We start from the raw sequence: 15,461 nt of genomic DNA on the forward strand, positions 1-15,461 counted from the left end.
GGGTGGAGCGGTGCGGTGGCCGGTGTGCCGCGCTCCGGAGATCCGGGGTGGGGTGGCCCGCGTCGGGACAGGGATCAGGGCGAGGCGCCCGGATCTCCGGAGTTCGGTACGCCCGGTGGCGGCCGCGGCGACTGCTGACGGCCGCCGATTCGCGGCATCCGGGGTTCTGTCGTAAGCTATTCGGCGGTGACGTGTCCGAGCGGCCGAAGGTGCAACACTCGAAATGTTGTGTAGGTTCACCCCTACCGTGGGTTCAAATCCCACCGTCACCGCCATGGAAGCCCCCGAGAAATCGGGGGTTTTTCCGTTTCCGGAGCGTGGTGCAGAGCATCGGGGTACGCACACCCCGGGCCCGTTCGTCGCCCAGGTGAAACCGGTTCGTTTTCGGTACAGTCCGTGTATGACCCTCGCACGGCGCCCCTCACTCGACGAGATCGCCGAGTGGGTCAAAGATTTCGAGGCGCAGGGGATTCCCGCTCTGGGACGCCCTCGCGTCCTGCCGCAGGATGACGCCGACGACGAAGACGCGTTCGTCGTCATCGTCCACCTCGAGCACGTCGCGGCTGCCGTCTATCTGCAGCTCGACGACGATCTGCGATGGATTGCCACACTCACTCAGCGCCCCACCGATTTCACCGGAACCTCCCTCGATCTCATCGGGCTCGGGGCCGAAGTCGAAGCCGCGGGACACCTCTGCGCCTACCTCCAGCGACGCACCCACGCGGGATCAGTCCAACCCAGATAGTTATCTCGGACCGCGCTGTTCCGCATCCCGGTCGAGCGATGAACGCCCTCCCCGGCGCAGGGCGGACGGGGTTACAGGATCGGCTTGCCGCCGGTCACCGCGACGCGGGCGCCGGAGACGTAGCTGGCCTCATCCGAGGCGAGCAGAACGTAAACCGGGCGAGCTCGGCCGGCTGCCCCGGTCGTCCCAGCGGAACCTGTTCGCCGAAGCTCTCGACCTTCTCGGCGGGCATCGTCGCGGGGATGAGCGGAGTCCACACCAGACCCGGCGCCACGCTGTTGGCCCGGATGTCCCGTTCTCCGAGCAACGGGGCCAGAGAAGCGGTCATGTCGGCGATCGCCGCCTTCGTCGCAGCGTAGGGGAGCAGCTGCGGTGACGGCATGTTGGAGTTGACCGAGCTGTCGGTGCACCTCCCGCGCCGGCCTGCCACGATGAGTCCATGCCCGTCATCGAGTCCCGCTGCGTCGTTCCCGTCGAGGTCGACGTCGCGTTCGCCGTGTCCCAGACCACCGGCGAGGCCCGCAAGCGCTGGGATCCGTTCATCCGTCGGCAGCATTTCGTCGACGGTGCGACCGCACCGGGCAAAGGTGTGCGGACCTTCACGGTGCAGCGCTTCGGATTTCGGATGGAGAGCGAATACGTCTCGTACAACCCGCCGTCGAACGTCGGCATGAAGATGACGAAGGGTTCCTGGTTCTTCGAGCGTCTCGCGGGCGGATGGAAGTTCACCCCCGTCGCCGACGACCCGAGCAGCACCCTCGCCGTGTGGCGGTACAACTTCGCGTGCCGCCCGCGGTGGCTGGCGCCGCTCGCCGAACGAATCGGCGTCGTCGTGCTGCAGCGCGACATGGACCGGCGCATCCGGGGCTTCGCGAGAGGATGCTCCGACCCTTTCGTCCTCGCGGCGGTGCGCTGAGCGGCTCCTCGCACGGCGCCCCCGGGGGGCGCTCCGTGACGCCGAGGACGAAGACGGAGATCGACGCCGCGAGACACGTCGCCGGCTGCTCGTTACACAGCCGCGCCCGCGCCCCGATAGTAGGGGCGCGCCCCTGTGGTGCATGAGCCACTGACCCGTGACGTCCTCGCCTCGTTCGATCGGAGCTTCCGCATGACCGCCCCCGCGCGCCGGACGCACCCGGTCTCGACCCTCCCGGTCTTCGACCTGCGAACCGGTGATGTCGTGGTCGGCACCGATTCGGAGATCGTCGAGATAGAGGCGGAGACCCCGTGGACGCGCCGTATCGCGGAGCGTCACCCCTCAGGACAGATCACCCGCTTCACCTACGACTGCGCGGACGAACTGACGGTGTACCGACGACCGGTGGTCCCGCCCCCGGTGCCCACCGCGGCCGTCGAAGCCGTCGCCCCGCACCCTGCCGCTCTCCGTTGCCCACGCTGCGCGAGCGAACGCGCCTTCGTGGTCCAGGTCACCGTCGAGGTGGTGCTCGGCGGCGATCTCGACATCATCGAGCCGGCGAGCTCACCCGCCGATCATGCCCTCGGCCGCATCATCGACCCGCGGGACGGGCTGCGCGGAGACGAATCCGTGCAGTGTCAACAAGACCGGGGCGGCTGCGGGCACCGCGGCTCCGTCGGACAGTTCCGCGTCCCCGCGGAGGGTGCGGCGCGGAAAGGCTGACGCAGCCGCCTGGCTACGCTCGATCCATGGACGACGACGCGCCCCCGGCCGCGCGGTCGCGCGAGATCCTCCGCCACCCGGCTTTCGCGTTCTTCTGGACCGCGACGACGCTCCGCGCCTTCGGTTCGACGATCGCCGGGGTCGCCTTCCAGGTGCTCATCGTCACGGTGGTCGAGGCGACGCCGGTGCAGGTCGGCATCCTGAATGCCCTCAGCGTCGTGCCGTACCTGTTCCTCGGCCTCGTCGTCGGGGCGTGGATGGACCGCTGGCGACGGCAGCGGGCGCTCGTGGTCACCACGATCGGCCGGGCGCTGGTGCTCGCGCTCGTTCCCATCCTCGTGGTGACGGGCGTCCTCGACTTCTGGGCGTTGGCGGCCGTCACCCTCGTACTGGGCGTGCTCACCCTGTTCGGGGATTCCGCCGCGCAACCTCTGCTGCCCCGCCTCGTGCCGAGAGCGTCGCTCCCTGCGGCGAACGCACGGCTCGGCCAAAGTCAGACCGTCGCGCAGACGGCGGGACCGGCCATCGGCGGTGCCCTCCTCTCGCTCGTCGGGGTGCCGATCCTCTTCGTGATCGATGCCGTCATCGCCGCGATCGCGGCTGTGCTGCAGTCGCGGATCGTGGTGTCCGAGGCGAAGGCGCCGTCCCGGGCCGCCGGTCGACACGTGGGGCACGAGATCGCGCAGGGCCTGCGCTACACCTATCGCCATCCGACGCTGCGGCCGCTCGCGATCTCGATCCACGTCTGGTTCCTGGGCAACAGCATGGTGGCGACCGCCTTCGTCGTCTTCGTGCTGCGCGAACTCGCGCTCCCCGCGTGGGCGTACGGTGTCGCTCTGGGCCTCGGGGGAGTGGGCGGTTTCACCGGCGCGGTGGTCGCCCCACGTCTCGGCGTTCGGTTCGGGGCGGGCCGCGCCATCCTGCTCGGGCGCGTTCTCGTCGTCCTGCCCTGGGCCGCTCTGGCCCTCGTCCCGCTCAGCCCCGGAAGCGGCGTCGGGGTGGTCCTCGTCGTCGTCTCGGCCGCGCAGTTCGTCTACGGACTCGCCATGGGAATCGAGGATACGAACGACATCTCCTACCGGCAGGCCGTCGCGCCCGATCGCATCCAGGGGCGGATGAACGCGACCATCCGTACCGTGAACCGCAGTGTCTTCTTCGTCGGAGCGTTGATGGCGGGCGTGCTCATGACCCCGCTCGGTCTTCCGGCGACGCTCGGCATCGGCGCGGGACTGTTCGTGCTCGCTGCGCTGGTCATCGCCCTCTCACCGCTGCGCAGCGCGCGCCACGGCGGCGCTTCGCGCGGCTGATCACCGCGAACCCGCCGCCCGGGCGGATCACACCCGCGGCTGCTGCTGCGTGATGCAGTGGATGCCGCCGCCTCGGTCGAAGATGGGGCGCGAGTCGACCGTGACCACACGCCGACCGGGGTAGGCGTCGGCGATGAGCTCGCGAGCGCGCGCATCGGCCAGGTCGTCGCCGAAGCCGCACAGCACGACGCCGTCGTTGGTGACGAGGTGGTTGATGTAACTCCAGTCGAGCCATCCCTCGTCGTCGCGAAGGGCGGAGGGAGCCGGGATGCCGGTGATGGCGACGTTGCGGCCTCGCTCGGCGAACGCGGTCTCGAGTTCGCGCCGCACGAGACGCGACACCTCGAAGTCGGGGTGGGAGGCGTCCGTCTGCTCGTGGATCAGAACGTGCTCGGGTGAGGCGAAAGTCGCCACGATGTCGACGTGCCCGTTCGTGCCGAGGTCGTCGTAGTCGCGGGTCAGACCGCGCGAGAGCCAGATGGCATCCGTCGCTCCGATCGTCCGGGTCATCTCGGCCTCGACGCGGGCGCGGTCGGCGAAGGGATTGCGGCGCGGGTCGAGCTGCACGGTCTCGGTGAGCAAGACGGTGCCGGTGCCGTCGACGTGCAGGCCGCCGCCCTCGGCGACCAGGAGCGACTCGATGCGCTCGGAGCCCGCGTGTTCCGCGACGACGCGGGCGATGCCGGCGGACTTCTGCCACTCGGCCCAGTCCGGCGCCCCCCACCCGTTGAAGATCCAGTCGACGGCGCCGAGGACACCCGGGCGGTCGGGGTCGACGACGAAGGTGGGGCCGACGTCGCGCATCCAGAACTCGTCGAGCGGGGCTTCGACGATGTCGATCGCGGAGTCGAGCATGCGCCGAGCGCGGGTCATCTCGGTGGGGTCGACGACCATCGTGACCGGCTCGAACTGCTGCACCGCGTGAGCGACGTCGGTCCAGGCCTGATATCCCTGCTCGCGGAACTCCGCGCCCTCGCCGAGGGTGATGCCTTCGCGGGGGAACGCCATCCAGGTGCGCTCGTGCGGGGCGGATTCTGCGGGCATGCGCCACATGTCGTGTTCCTTCGGGAGTGGGGTCTCAGAGCGGGGAGCCGGCGGTGGTAGCGAGGTCTCCGGCGACCACACCGTCGTCATCGCGGACGACCACGACGACGAGGGGTCCATAGGGGGCGATCCACGGGCTCACCGCGGTCCGGTGGGGCGCGCTCGCGACACGGGCCGTGCCGCTGAGGCTGTCGCCGTTCACGGTGGTCTCGACGCGGACTCCGTCGACGTACGCGGCATGGTCGTGTGCCGGGCCCCCGCTGACCGTCGCGGCAAACCGCACCACGATCTCGTCGCCGTCGTTCCGAGCCTCGACGGTGTCGATGGCCACGCGCAGTTCACCCGCGCCGACGGGGCGTGGCGCGGCGAAGACGGTCTCGTCCGGCAGCGCCGGGGTGCGGGGCGGCATTGTGCGGCGCTCGCCGAGGGCGGTGATGGCGCTGCCCAGCTGCACGAGCCGCGCATCGCTGTACGCCGGCCCGGCGATGGTCAAGCCCACCGGCATCCCGGTGTCGTCCATCGTGCCCATCGGGACGGTGACGGTCGGGATGCCGAGATGGCGGGGTATGAGGTTGCCGTTGGACACCCAGACGCCGTTGCGCCACGCGACATCGGCCGAGGCGGGGTTCACGTCGGCGTCGGCGGGACCCACGTCGGACTGCGTGGGGAAGAGGACAGCGTCGAAGCCCTCGGCCTCGAGCCAGTCCTCGAAGTCGACCTTCCGCGTGTGCTCGAGCCCGCGCAGACCCGCTTCGAGACTGGGGACGGCGCGCCAATCGGGCTCCCACTCGCGCGCCCGGGTCACGTACTCGCCGATGTCGTACGAGATGTCGTAGTGGTGGATGCCGTAACGATCGGTGAGGGCGCCCGGGGGGTGCGGGAAGATGCGTGCGGCCTCCACGTCGGCGAGACGGTTCAGCGCGGGATCGCCGTTCTGGCGCAGGAAGGCGTCCATGGCCCACACCGCGAGGTCTCCCACCTCGTCGTCGAGGAACTCGCGCGAAACGAAGCCGCGGTCGACGAAATCCTCGTCGCCCGGGTGGAGCTTCTCGTAGCGGTCGACGACGGGGAAGTCGGTCTCGACGATCTCGGCGCCCGCGGCCTCGAGGTCGGCCCGCAGCCCGGTCCAGAGTCGCAGGATGCTGTCACGCGTGACGATGGGCGAGGCGTTGTCGGGGTCGCCGTTGACGTAGATGCGCGGAACGGCCAGGCGGAGTCCCGCGAGGGGCAGCGCTTCGAGCCCGGCGAAGGACGCGGGGCGCACCTCGGACGGGCGGGGCATCTCGATCCACGGCTGCGAGTGCCACAGGTCTCCCTCGGTCACCGGGTCGTCGGCGACGACGGCATCGAGCACGACGCGAAGATCGTCCATCGACCGCGTGTGCGGCACGACCACGTCCATCGTCGGGACGAGCGGCCAGTTCCCTCGGACGGAGATGACCCCGCGCGACGGGGTGTAGGCGACGAGCGCGTTGTGCGAGGCGGGCGCGCGGCCCGACGACCACGTCTCTTCGCCGAGCCCGAAGGCGGCGAAGCTGGCCGCGGTGGCGGTACCCGATCCGTTCGAGGAGCCCGATCCGAACGCCGACGACAGGAAAGCGGCGTTGTACGGCGATTCGGCGCGCCCGTACACGCCGCGCTGCATGCCGCCGGCGGCCATCGGCGGCATGTTGGTCAGGCCGAGGAACACCGCCCCTGCGGCGCGGAGCCGCTCGATCGCGAAGGCGTCGTCGCCCGCGACCAGGTCGACGAACGCGGGGGAGCCCGCGGCCACGGTCAGTCCGGTGACGCGGTAGCTGTCCTTCGCGGTGAACGGGATGCCGTCGAGCGGGCCGCGTGCCTGACCTCGGGCACGGCGCTGGTCGGCGTCGCGGGCTTCGGCGAAGGCGCCCGGGTTGAGGACGGGAACGGCGTTGAGGCGGATGCCGGCGCGGTCGTACGCCGCGATGCGGTTGAGGTAGCGGGCCACGAGCTCGACGCTCGTGACGGTTGCGGAGGCGAGGGCGGCGCGCAGGGCGGCGACGTCGGCTTCGACGACGGTGAAGTCCTCGGTGGTCATGGCGGTAAACATACACCGTTTGTTTTACGTGTGCGAGAGTGGGTTCCGAGCTTGCACCCGTAGGCTCTCACCGACCCGGGAGGCCGCCATCGCGAGACCGCACACGCCGCTGTTGAGCCGCGAACTGATCGCGCGCACGGCCCTCGCCCTGGTCGATCGGCACGGCCCGGACGGCGCCAGCATCCGCCGTGTCGCCGCGCGCCTCGGCGTCAACCCGGCATCGCTGTACAACCACGTCCCCCACCGCGCGGCGATGATCGAGGACGTCCGCGCGCTCGTCTCGGCGCCCATCGACTCGCAACCGCTCCGGGATCTGCCGTGGGAGGACGCGCTCCGCGCGTGGGGGCGGTCGTATCGTCGCGCGTTCGCCCGGCACCCGCGCGTCGTGCCGCTGCTCATGACGGAGCGAGCCTCGGCCCCCGTCCTCCTGGCGCAGTACGAGGACTTCGCGGCGGCCGCGGAAGCCGCCGGGTGGACCCTGCGTGAGGTCATCCCGCTGCTGACCGCCTTCGAGTCGTTCATCCTCGGCAGCGTCCTCGACATGTCGGGGCCGGCCGTGGTGTTCGACCCGACCGGGCAAGAAGAGGCCTTCCCGCGGTTCTCGGCGGCCTTCGCGACCCTCGCCGACGAAGACCCCGAGGACCCCGTGGCCACGCGCGCCTTCGAGTTGGGACTCGACATGCTCATCGCCTCCGCGCGGCCCCGGTAACACCGAACCCCCGGCCGCGCTCGAGGCAAGTCCTCCCCGGAGGGGATTGCGACCTGGGACGATCTCGGAATGGATGCCACCACCGACGAGCCCGCGATCCTCCCCGACCGGCCGCGCACAGACGCGCGCCGCCCGGTCGCTCTGATCGTGGGGGTCGTCGCGACCGTGCTGTTCGTGGCGCTGCGCGTGGCCGTCGACCTCGACGGAGGGGCGCCGCTGGCTCTCGACCAGTGGTGGGACGACGCGATGGCCTCGCTCGCCGACCCGGTCGCGGTCATCGTCGCCTGGATCCCCGCCACCGTGGGTGGCACGATCGGCATGATCGTCATCGGCGTCGCGACCACCATCGTCTTCCTCCTGGTCAAGCGACCGTGGGACGCGCTGAACGTCGCGGCATCCATCGCCCTCGTCGTACTCATCGGGGCGCCGCTCGCGGCCGTCATCGCCCGGGCCCGACCGGTGGATTCGCTTGCCGAGACCCAGGCGACCTCGTTCCCCTCGGGCCACACCGCCGTCGCGACGACGATCGCGGTGACCCTCGCGCTGATCCTGCGCCGCGGCTGGATCTGGGCGGCGGGCGTCGTGTGGGTGCTGCTGATGATGTGGAGCCGCACCTACCTGCACGCGCACTGGCTGAGCGACGTCACTGCCGGTTTCCTCGAGGGGGTGGCGGTGGCCACGCTCGTCTGGGCGCTGGTCGAGGTGTGGCGCGTGCGCCGGGCGCAACGCCTGGTCGCGGGGTCGGACTGAGCGCTAGGGTTCCCGGATGACCCGCGCCGCGACCGCCGCCGACAAAGCCCAGGACTCGACCGCGTTCCGCGTCGCCGCGCGGATCGGATACGTGGTCCTCGGGCTCCTCCACCTCTTGATCGGTGCGATCGCGGTGTCGATCGCCACCGGGGGCGGCGGCGACAGCGCCGATCAGAGCGGAGCCCTCCAACAGGTGGCCGAGGCTCCGGCGGGCGTCGCTCTGCTGTGGGTCGTCGTCGTCGGGCTCATCGCGCTCGCTGTCTGGCAGATCGCGGATGCCGTCGCCGAGCGCGACTCCGACGACAAGAAGCGCTGGGCGCACCGCGCGAAGTACGCCGGAACGGCTGTCGCGTACGGCGCGATCGCCTTCACCGGCTTCACCATCGTCACGGGTGGGCGCTCGGACTCCTCCGAATCGTCGCGCACCCTGAGCGCGCAGCTGCTCGCTCTGCCCGGGGGCATCGTCCTCCTGGTCGTCATCGGTCTCGCGGTCGCGGCGATCGGCGTCGCCTTCGTCGTCCGCGGGATCACGAAGGCCTTCATGAAGAACCTGTCGAGCCCGGGCGGGACGGCCGGTCGTGGCATCCGGACCTTCGGGATGATCGGCTACATCGCCAAGGGGATCGCGGTGGGCGTCGCCGGCATCCTCTTCGTCGTCGCGGCCTTCGCGCACGACCCGAACGCCGCCGGTGGCATCGACTCGGGATTGCGCTCGCTCGCGAGTCTGCCGTTCGGACAGGTCGTCCTGTGGCTCGTGGGGGTGGGGCTGGTCGTCTACGGGCTCTTCTGTTTCGCCCGGGCGCGGTACGCCCGCATGTGAGCGCGCTGATCAGGGAGTGACGACGCTCACGCCGGCCTCGGCGAGAGCGGCGGACAGCTCGGGCGACGGTTCGGCGTCGGTGATGAGGTAGTCGGCCTTCTCGAGAGGGGCGACCTGGGCGAACAGTCGTCGGTCGAGCTTCGAGGAGTCGGCGAGGATCGCGGTGCGATCCGCCCGCTGGATCATCTCGCTCATCATGGTCGCGTCGCCGAGGTTGCTCGTGGAGAAGCCGGAACCGTCGACCGCGCCGACGGCGATCAGGGCGTAGTCGCAGCGGATGTCGACCTCGGGAGTGTGCGAGTTCATCGACAGGGTCACCGGCCCGGTCGTCGCCTGCGTGATGGTGCGCACCGCTCCGCCGAAGATGTACAGATCGCGGAAGACGCTGGGGGAGATCTCGGCGGGGATGCGCAGGTTGTTGGTCGCGATCGTCAAGTTGCGGTGATTGCGCAGGGCGCGGGCGACGGCCAGCGTCGTGGTGCCCGCGTTGAGCATGAGGACGGACCCGTCCTCGATGAGATCGGCCGCGAGGGCGGCGATGCGCTCCTTCTCGGAGATCTGCATCTGCAGGCGCACGTCGAGGCCCCGGTCGCGACCGGGGACGGACATCGCGCTGACGGCACCGCCGTGGGTGCGCACGACGATCCCTTCGCGATCGAGCTGGTCGAGGTCGCGGCGGACCGTGTCGATCGAGACGCCGAAGTGCGAGGCGAGGTCGACGACGGTCACCTGGCCCGACTCGGCGACGTAGGCGGCGAGCTCGGCCTTGCGACCCGCCGGGAGGCGTCGCTTGACCGTGGCGGGGGATGCGTCCATGCCGTCATCTCTAGCACAGGGCCGCATGGCTGGCCGCAGAATTTGTGCGAAAACGGCAGAGAACAGCACGTATGACCCGCTCCGTGCCGCGAATAACGCGGTTGTCTGCCGAAATTGTCACGAATTTGCATCGAACGCTTGCGAGGTGGCGCAGAGCAGCGCATACTCGTGCTGAAAGACGCAAGAAGGCGCAGAACAGCGCGAAATGCGGCAGATCTCAACGAGGAGAAATGATGGACAACAGCGGGCGCCGGCGTCGGAACGCCATCAAGCTCGTCGGTGTCGCAGCAGCGGCCACGACCCTCCTGGCGATGGCGGGGTGCTCGTCGAACAGCTCGGGAGCCTCGTCCGACGGCAACGTCACGATCGAGTTCGCCCAGTGGTGGGAGCCCGAGCTCGGTGACGGACAGTTCCGCGGACTCATGGACGAGTTCGAGAAGGAGAACCCCGGCATCACGGTCGACCTGGTGAGCGGCCCCTACGCCTCCACCAAGGAGCAGCTGTTCGCCGGAGCGGCTTCGGGCACCATGCCCGACGTCGTCGGTCTCGACGGCGCGTGGGTGAGCGACTTCGCCAAGCAGGGGGTGATCGCCGACCTGTCGCAGCTGATGAGCGACTCCGGCTACGACGAGAGCCAGCTCGCCAGCCAGATCAAGGTCGACGGCAGCACGTACATGATCCCGGTGGTGAACTTCGTCTACCCCATGTTCACGAACGACGGGATCCTCTCGCAGGCCGGGGTCAGTTCCCCGCCCTCGACCCGCACGGAGTTCGCCGACGCGGCCAAGAAGATCAAGGCTCTGGGCGGGGACGTGTCGGGATGGGTCCTCCCCCTCTCGCTCGAGGCTCCCAACGGCGTGCAGAACGACGTCATGTCGTGGGTGTGGGCCTCGGGCGGGTCGATGCTGAAGGACGGCCAGCCCGATCTGACCAACGCCGACGTCACGTCGGCCACCGACTACATCCAGCAGCTGTGGGACGACGGGGTCATCGCCCCGGGGTCGTTCACGATGAAGGAGCAGGACAAGGTCGAGGAGTTCACCAACGGACGTGTCGGCATGATGATCGACTCGCTCGCGCACATCAACCTGATCCGCCAGTCCAACCCCGACCTGAAGTTCTCGATCTCGGCCATCCCGGCCGAGGACGGCTTCACCGGGGAGCGCGGCATCCCCTACGCCTCCTGGGGGATCGGTGTGGCCGAGAACTCGCAGCACAAGGACGCCGCCTTCAAGCTCGTGCAGTTCCTCATGGGCAAGGACGTGAACAGCGAGCTGTCGACGATGGCGAAGGCGTTCCCCGGCAACACCGAGAGCGTGCCGACGTTCGTCGAGGACGACGAGCTGTTCAAGACCGCTTTCGACATCTACAAGAAGGGCTACCCGGCGAACGAGTTCACGGGTCTCCCCGTCGCCGAGGAGCTCATGCGCCAGTTCGGCACGCAGCTCCAGTCGGCCCTCGACGGCCAGCAGTCGATGAGCGATGCGCTCACGAAGACGCAGGACGAATGGACGTCGGAGTTCTGATCCGACCCCGCACCGGGATGCCGCACCGCCACCGCTCGCGGTGCGGCATCCCGCTCAGCGAAAGCCGCACATCATGACCATGCGCACCCTCACGCCCCCCGACACCGAGGTGATCGTCACCGGACGACCCGCCTCCCGCCGCACGCGGCAGCTCCGCAAGGCCGGTGAGGCCTACGCGTTCCTGTCTCCGACGCTGATCCTGCTGTTCGTCCTGATGATCGTCCCGATCGTCATGGTGATCGGGTACTCGTTCCAGGACAACGTCATCCTCAACAAGAGCCCCGAGGTCGTGGGCCTCGACAACTACGTCGCGATCCTCACCGACTCGGGCTTCTGGAAGGCGACGGGCAACACCCTCTTCTTCACCCTCACGAGCGTCGCCGCGCACCTCGTGCTGGGCCTCTCTTTCGCGCTGCTGCTGAACAGCCGCCTGATCGGCGCCGTGCCCCGGGCCGTCTTCCGCGGCCTCTACGTGCTCCCGTGGTTGTTCACGGTCGCCGTCATCGCGGTGCTGTGGCGGATGCTGCTCGCCCCCAACGGCATCGTCAACTTCCTCCTCAACACCAACATCGAATGGCTCGCCTCCCCGCAGCTCGCCCTGGGCACGGTCACCTTCATCAACATCTGGGCCGGCTACCCCTTCTTCATGGTGAGCCTGCTCGCCGGCCTCCAGGGCATCCCGAGTGACCTCTACGAGGCGGCGACCGTCGACGGCGCGAGCCCCGTCCAACGCTTCTGGAACGTCACGATCCCGCAGCTGCGACCGATCATCGTGAGCCTGCTGCTGCTCGACCTCATCTGGACGTCGCAGCAGTTCGCCCTGATCTGGCTGACCACGGGCGGCGGTCCGATCGACGTCACCGAGATGCTCAGCACCTTCACCTACAAGCTCGCGTTCGCGAAGTACGACTTCTCGATGGCCTCCACCTCTGCCGTGCTGGTTCTGGCGATGTCGATGATCATCGCGGTGCTCTACGTCCGCCACCAGAAGGCGAGGGACTGACCATGGCCTCGACCACCACCACCCCGCGTCGGCGGGCCACCCGCACGGCCACGCGTCGCCGCCTCGCGAAGGCCGGCGTGCTCATCGGGCTGCTCATCGGCGCCGTCTTCGCCGCCGGCCCCGTGCTCTGGATGCTCTCGAGCTCGTTCAAGTCGAACACGCAGATCTTCGAGCTGCCCCCGCGCCTGATCACCGACACGTTCTCGTTCGACGCGTACATCTCGATCTTCACCAACCCCGAGACCGTGCGCTTCTTCATCAACAGTTACGTCGTGGCCGGGGCGGTGACGATCCTCACGCTGCTCGTGGCCATCCAGGCGGCATATGCCTTCAGCCGCTTCGAGTTCCGGGGCAAGCGCATCGTCAACGTCATCATCGTCAGCGTCCAGGCGGTTCCGCCGATCACGCTGCTGATCCCGTACTTCGGTCTGATGGTCGGACTCGGGCTGTACAACACCTACCCGGGCCTCATCTTCACCTACATGGTGTTCACGCTGCCCTACGCGATCATCATGATGACCGGCTACTTCAACACCCTGCCGAAGGAACTCGACGAGGCCGTCCGGGTCGACGGCGCCGGCTCCTTCACCGCCCTGTGGCGGGTGCTCGTGCCCATCTCCATCCCCGGGATCGTCTCGGTGGGCATCTACACGTTCATGATCGCGTGGAACGAGTTCCTCTTCGCGCTCACCCTCACGCGCACCATCGACATGCGCACGGTGCCGATCGGCATCCAGCTGCTCATGGGCCAGCACTCCTACGAGTGGAACCAGATCATGGCGATGAGCATCCTCGGCTCGATTCCGGTGCTGCTGCTCTTCCTCTTCTTCCAACGCTTCTTCATCAGCGGCCTCACGGCCGGCTCGGTGAAGAGCTGACTCCCGCACACCCAACCCCGAACAAGGAGAAATCCGTGCTCTACACCGGCAAGTCCATCCTCGACGTGGCGAACGCCCACAGCTTCGCCATCCCGGCCTTCAACATCAGCGACTGGGCGATGTTCACCGGGATCATGGACATCAGCGAGGAGAAGAACGCTCCGGTCATCATCGCGATCCACCCCGACGAGGTCTCGCACATCACCACCGACCTCCTCCCCGCGATGCACGCCCGCGCGCACCGCTCGAGCGTCCCCGTCGCCATCCACTGGGACCACGGCGGAACCTACGAGCAGATCGTCCAGGCGATCCAGGCCGGCTTCACCTCGGTCATGATCGATGCGTCGCTCGAGCCCTTCGAGCAGAACGTCGCCCTCACCCGCAAGGTCGTCGAGGCCGCGCACGCGGTCGGCGTGCAGGTCGAGGGAGAGCTCGGGACCATCGGCGCGAACGACAGCTACGGCGAGTCCGGCGCGGCCGAGATCATCTACACCAACGTCGACGACGCCGTGCGCTTCGTCGAGCAGACCGGTGTCGACAGCCTCGCCATCGCGATCGGCACCTCGCACGGGCTCTACCCGGCCGAGAAGAACCCCGAGTTGCGCCACGACCTGCTCGAGCAGATCAAAGCCGCGGTCGGCATCCCCCTCGTGCTGCACGGCGGGTCGAGCAACCCCGACGGCGAGCTGAGCCGCGCGGTCGAGCTCGGCGTGAACAAGATCAACATCTCGAGCGACATCAAGGTCGCGTACCACGACCGCATGCGCGAGGTGCTCGGCACCGACCGGCGCCTGCGCGAACCCAACGCGATCCAGCCCGAGTGCATCGCGGCGATGAAGGTCACCGCCGCTGAGAAGATCGACCTGTTCGGCGCCGCCGGTAAGGCCGACCTGTACTGAGCGGACGGAGACCAGCGTCATGGGGGAAGACCTCGTCCTCGGACTCGGCGGGACCGTCGACTACGAGATCCGGTGGGATGCCGAGGTGCTCACGGCCCTTGCTGCGGAGCACGGCATCCGCCTCGACGAGCTGACCACCACGACGCCCATCATCGACGAGCGCGCGCTCGTCGTGACGGTGCTCGCCTTCCTCGCCACGGGCGGGGGAGGCGAGCGCTTCGTGCTGACCTCGGACATCGTCGAGCGATTCGCCGCGCACTTCGACAAGACCGTCACCCTGGGCGGGACGGGGGTGCGCGCGGGCATCGCCCTCGACCGGATCGGCGTTCCCACGGTGCAGCACCTCGTCAGCATCGACGACCACGTCCGGCGGCTCCTGCCGACGTCGATGAGGATCGTCTCGTCGGCGACCCGCGACACCCTCGACCCGCACCTGATCGTGCAGTACCCCGAGGCAACGACCGTCCGCGTGGTCGACGGGGCGGTGACCGCTCCGGCATCCAATCGCCTCATCTTCGCCAACGACGCCCCCAACCGCGAGATGGCGATCGCCGACGGGCTCGGCGATGCTCTCGAGACGGCTGCGGCGTTCCTCGTCTCGGGGTTCAACACGATGCAGGATGCCGCTCTGCTCGAGACCCGGCTCGCCGACCTGGGCGACGCGATGCGGCGTCTTCCCGCCGAGGCTCTCGTCTACTACGAGGACGCGGGGTTCTACCGGCGCGAGCTGTCGGCGCGCGTGCGGGAGCGTCTGCTCGATCGCGTCGACGTGTACGGCATGAACGAGGACGAACTGCAGGAGTACCTGGGGCGGTCCGTCGACCTGCTCTCGCCCGGTGACGTCGCGGCGGCCCTGGTCGAGGTGCACGAGCTCATCCCGGCGCGGGCTCTGATCGTGCACACGAAGTACTGGGCGCTCGCCGTCGGTCCCACCGCGGCAGAGCACGAGGCGGGCCTGGAGAGCGCCGTGCGCACCGCGGCGACGCGCTATCGGCTCGGCGACGCGTGCACGGCCGCCGACCTCGACGTCACCGCGGGTCTGCCGCGACACCCCGGGGGAGCGGCGGTCGTCGCCGCCCTGCGACGGGACGGGAGGGCGGTCGGGGTGCCCGCGTACGTCGTCGACACCGCCGACCCCACGACGATCGGCCTGGGCGACACCTTCGTCGGCGGGTTCCTCGCCGCGGTTCCGGCCGCCGCCCGCCACGCGACCGCGGCGGCTCTGGATCGCGCTCTCGACGCGGTGGGCGGTCGCTCCGGCTGAAC

At 69.2% G+C, this 15,461-nt stretch carries 14 protein-coding genes, 1 tRNA gene and 2 pseudogenes; 13 read left to right on the plus strand and 4 right to left on the minus strand.

The window, feature by feature from the left end; translation table 11 throughout:
* Positions 1–185 precede the first annotated feature (185 nt).
* A tRNA-Ser gene (locus J2X55_RS04635) sits at positions 186–275 on the plus strand.
* 125 nt (positions 276–400) lie between these two features.
* A complete protein-coding gene (locus tag J2X55_RS04640) occupies positions 401–745 on the plus strand; it encodes a hypothetical protein (protein ID WP_309822102.1) in 345 nt (114 codons plus the stop codon).
* Positions 746–816: 71 nt separating this feature from the next.
* Here J2X55_RS04640 and J2X55_RS04645 read toward each other — a convergent pair.
* Positions 817–1,145, minus strand: a pseudogene (locus tag J2X55_RS04645) (SDR family oxidoreductase); the annotation flags it as partial.
* 39 nt (positions 1,146–1,184) lie between these two features.
* Between J2X55_RS04645 and J2X55_RS04650 the strand changes: the two are divergent.
* The 3 genes from J2X55_RS04650 (at position 1,185) to J2X55_RS04660 (ending at position 3,691) form a co-directional block, all read left to right on the plus strand.
* On the plus strand, positions 1,185–1,661 hold the full coding sequence (locus J2X55_RS04650; RefSeq protein ID WP_309822103.1) for an SRPBCC family protein: 477 nt from the start codon (positions 1,185–1,187) through the stop codon (positions 1,659–1,661).
* A 192-nt stretch (positions 1,662–1,853) separates the two neighbouring features.
* The gene (locus J2X55_RS04655) at positions 1,854–2,384 is read left to right on the plus strand and encodes a hypothetical protein (protein WP_309822105.1); all 531 of its coding nucleotides are present in this window, start codon (positions 1,854–1,856) and stop codon (positions 2,382–2,384) included.
* A gap of 26 nt (positions 2,385–2,410) precedes the next feature.
* Positions 2,411–3,691 carry an MFS transporter gene (locus J2X55_RS04660; RefSeq protein ID WP_309822106.1) on the plus strand — a complete coding sequence of 427 codons (1,281 nt, stop codon included), beginning with the start codon at positions 2,411–2,413 and terminating at the stop codon, positions 3,689–3,691.
* Between the two features lie 27 nt (positions 3,692–3,718).
* On the opposite strand, the gene J2X55_RS04665 is transcribed toward J2X55_RS04660, so the two are convergent.
* Both J2X55_RS04665 and J2X55_RS04670 read right to left on the minus strand, forming a co-directional pair.
* Complete coding sequence (locus J2X55_RS04665; protein ID WP_309822108.1) at positions 3,719–4,744, minus strand: agmatine deiminase family protein; 1,026 nt, start codon at positions 4,742–4,744, stop codon at positions 3,719–3,721.
* Between the two features lie 376 nt (positions 4,745–5,120).
* Positions 5,121–6,794 (minus strand): annotated as a pseudogene (locus tag J2X55_RS04670) (amidase); the annotation flags it as partial.
* 112 nt (positions 6,795–6,906) lie between these two features.
* On the opposite strand from J2X55_RS04670, the gene J2X55_RS04675 reads away from it, so the two are divergent.
* From J2X55_RS04675 to J2X55_RS04685, 3 genes are all read left to right on the plus strand, one after another.
* A complete protein-coding gene (locus J2X55_RS04675; RefSeq protein WP_309822109.1) occupies positions 6,907–7,503 on the plus strand; it encodes a TetR/AcrR family transcriptional regulator C-terminal domain-containing protein in 597 nt (198 codons plus the stop codon).
* A gap of 69 nt (positions 7,504–7,572) precedes the next feature.
* Positions 7,573–8,253 (plus strand): phosphatase PAP2 family protein, encoded by a 681-nt coding sequence (locus J2X55_RS04680; protein WP_309822110.1) that lies wholly within the window; start codon positions 7,573–7,575, stop codon positions 8,251–8,253.
* Positions 8,254–8,269: 16 nt separating this feature from the next.
* Entirely contained in the window at positions 8,270–9,073 is an 804-nt protein-coding gene (locus J2X55_RS04685) for a DUF1206 domain-containing protein (RefSeq protein ID WP_115915973.1), read from the plus strand.
* Between the two features lie 9 nt (positions 9,074–9,082).
* Here J2X55_RS04685 and J2X55_RS04690 read toward each other — a convergent pair whose 3' ends face one another.
* A complete protein-coding gene (locus J2X55_RS04690; RefSeq protein ID WP_115915972.1) occupies positions 9,083–9,889 on the minus strand; it encodes a DeoR/GlpR family DNA-binding transcription regulator in 807 nt (268 codons plus the stop codon).
* Between the two features lie 230 nt (positions 9,890–10,119).
* On the opposite strand from J2X55_RS04690, the gene J2X55_RS04695 reads away from it, so the two are divergent.
* The 5 genes from J2X55_RS04695 to J2X55_RS04715 all read left to right on the plus strand — a co-directional run bounded on the left by J2X55_RS04695 (position 10,120) and on the right by J2X55_RS04715 (position 15,459).
* Positions 10,120–11,415: a sugar ABC transporter substrate-binding protein gene (locus J2X55_RS04695; RefSeq protein ID WP_309822112.1), complete on the plus strand. Its 1,296-nt coding sequence runs from the start codon at positions 10,120–10,122 to the stop codon at positions 11,413–11,415.
* 73 nt (positions 11,416–11,488) lie between these two features.
* Positions 11,489–12,418 (plus strand): carbohydrate ABC transporter permease, encoded by a 930-nt coding sequence (locus tag J2X55_RS04700; RefSeq protein ID WP_115915970.1) that lies wholly within the window; start codon positions 11,489–11,491, stop codon positions 12,416–12,418.
* Positions 12,419–12,420: 2 nt separating this feature from the next.
* Positions 12,421–13,296 (plus strand): carbohydrate ABC transporter permease, encoded by an 876-nt coding sequence (locus J2X55_RS04705; RefSeq protein ID WP_115915969.1) that lies wholly within the window; start codon positions 12,421–12,423, stop codon positions 13,294–13,296.
* Between the two features lie 35 nt (positions 13,297–13,331).
* Complete coding sequence (locus tag J2X55_RS04710) at positions 13,332–14,195, plus strand: ketose-bisphosphate aldolase (RefSeq protein WP_115915968.1); 864 nt, start codon at positions 13,332–13,334, stop codon at positions 14,193–14,195.
* 19 nt (positions 14,196–14,214) lie between these two features.
* Positions 14,215–15,459 carry an ADP-dependent glucokinase/phosphofructokinase gene (locus tag J2X55_RS04715; RefSeq protein ID WP_115915967.1) on the plus strand — a complete coding sequence of 415 codons (1,245 nt, stop codon included), beginning with the start codon at positions 14,215–14,217 and terminating at the stop codon, positions 15,457–15,459.
* Positions 15,460–15,461: the final 2 nt, after the last annotated feature.

The organism is Microbacterium sp. 1154, assembly GCF_031455375.1.
GTDB lineage: Bacteria > Actinomycetota > Actinomycetes > Actinomycetales > Microbacteriaceae > Microbacterium.

What these genes read in the sequence shown, in the direction of transcription:
- J2X55_RS04640 (WP_309822102.1), top strand. Translation starts at nt 401, where the DNA reads ATGACCCTCGCACGGCGCCCCTCACTCGACGAGATCGCCGAGTGGGTC.
- J2X55_RS04650 (WP_309822103.1), top strand. Translation starts at nt 1,185, where the DNA reads ATGCCCGTCATCGAGTCCCGCTGCGTCGTTCCCGTCGAGGTCGACGTC.
- J2X55_RS04655 (WP_309822105.1), top strand. Translation starts at nt 1,854, where the DNA reads ATGACCGCCCCCGCGCGCCGGACGCACCCGGTCTCGACCCTCCCGGTC.
- J2X55_RS04660 (WP_309822106.1), top strand. Translation starts at nt 2,411, where the DNA reads ATGGACGACGACGCGCCCCCGGCCGCGCGGTCGCGCGAGATCCTCCGC.
- J2X55_RS04665 (WP_309822108.1), bottom strand. Translation starts at nt 4,744, where the DNA reads ATGTGGCGCATGCCCGCAGAATCCGCCCCGCACGAGCGCACCTGGATG.
- J2X55_RS04680 (WP_309822110.1), top strand. Translation starts at nt 7,573, where the DNA reads ATGGATGCCACCACCGACGAGCCCGCGATCCTCCCCGACCGGCCGCGC.
- J2X55_RS04685 (WP_115915973.1), top strand. Translation starts at nt 8,270, where the DNA reads ATGACCCGCGCCGCGACCGCCGCCGACAAAGCCCAGGACTCGACCGCG.
- J2X55_RS04690 (WP_115915972.1), bottom strand. Translation starts at nt 9,889, where the DNA reads ATGGACGCATCCCCCGCCACGGTCAAGCGACGCCTCCCGGCGGGTCGC.
- J2X55_RS04695 (WP_309822112.1), top strand. Translation starts at nt 10,120, where the DNA reads ATGATGGACAACAGCGGGCGCCGGCGTCGGAACGCCATCAAGCTCGTC.
- J2X55_RS04700 (WP_115915970.1), top strand. Translation starts at nt 11,489, where the DNA reads ATGACCATGCGCACCCTCACGCCCCCCGACACCGAGGTGATCGTCACC.
- J2X55_RS04705 (WP_115915969.1), top strand. Translation starts at nt 12,421, where the DNA reads ATGGCCTCGACCACCACCACCCCGCGTCGGCGGGCCACCCGCACGGCC.
- J2X55_RS04715 (WP_115915967.1), top strand. Translation starts at nt 14,215, where the DNA reads ATGGGGGAAGACCTCGTCCTCGGACTCGGCGGGACCGTCGACTACGAG.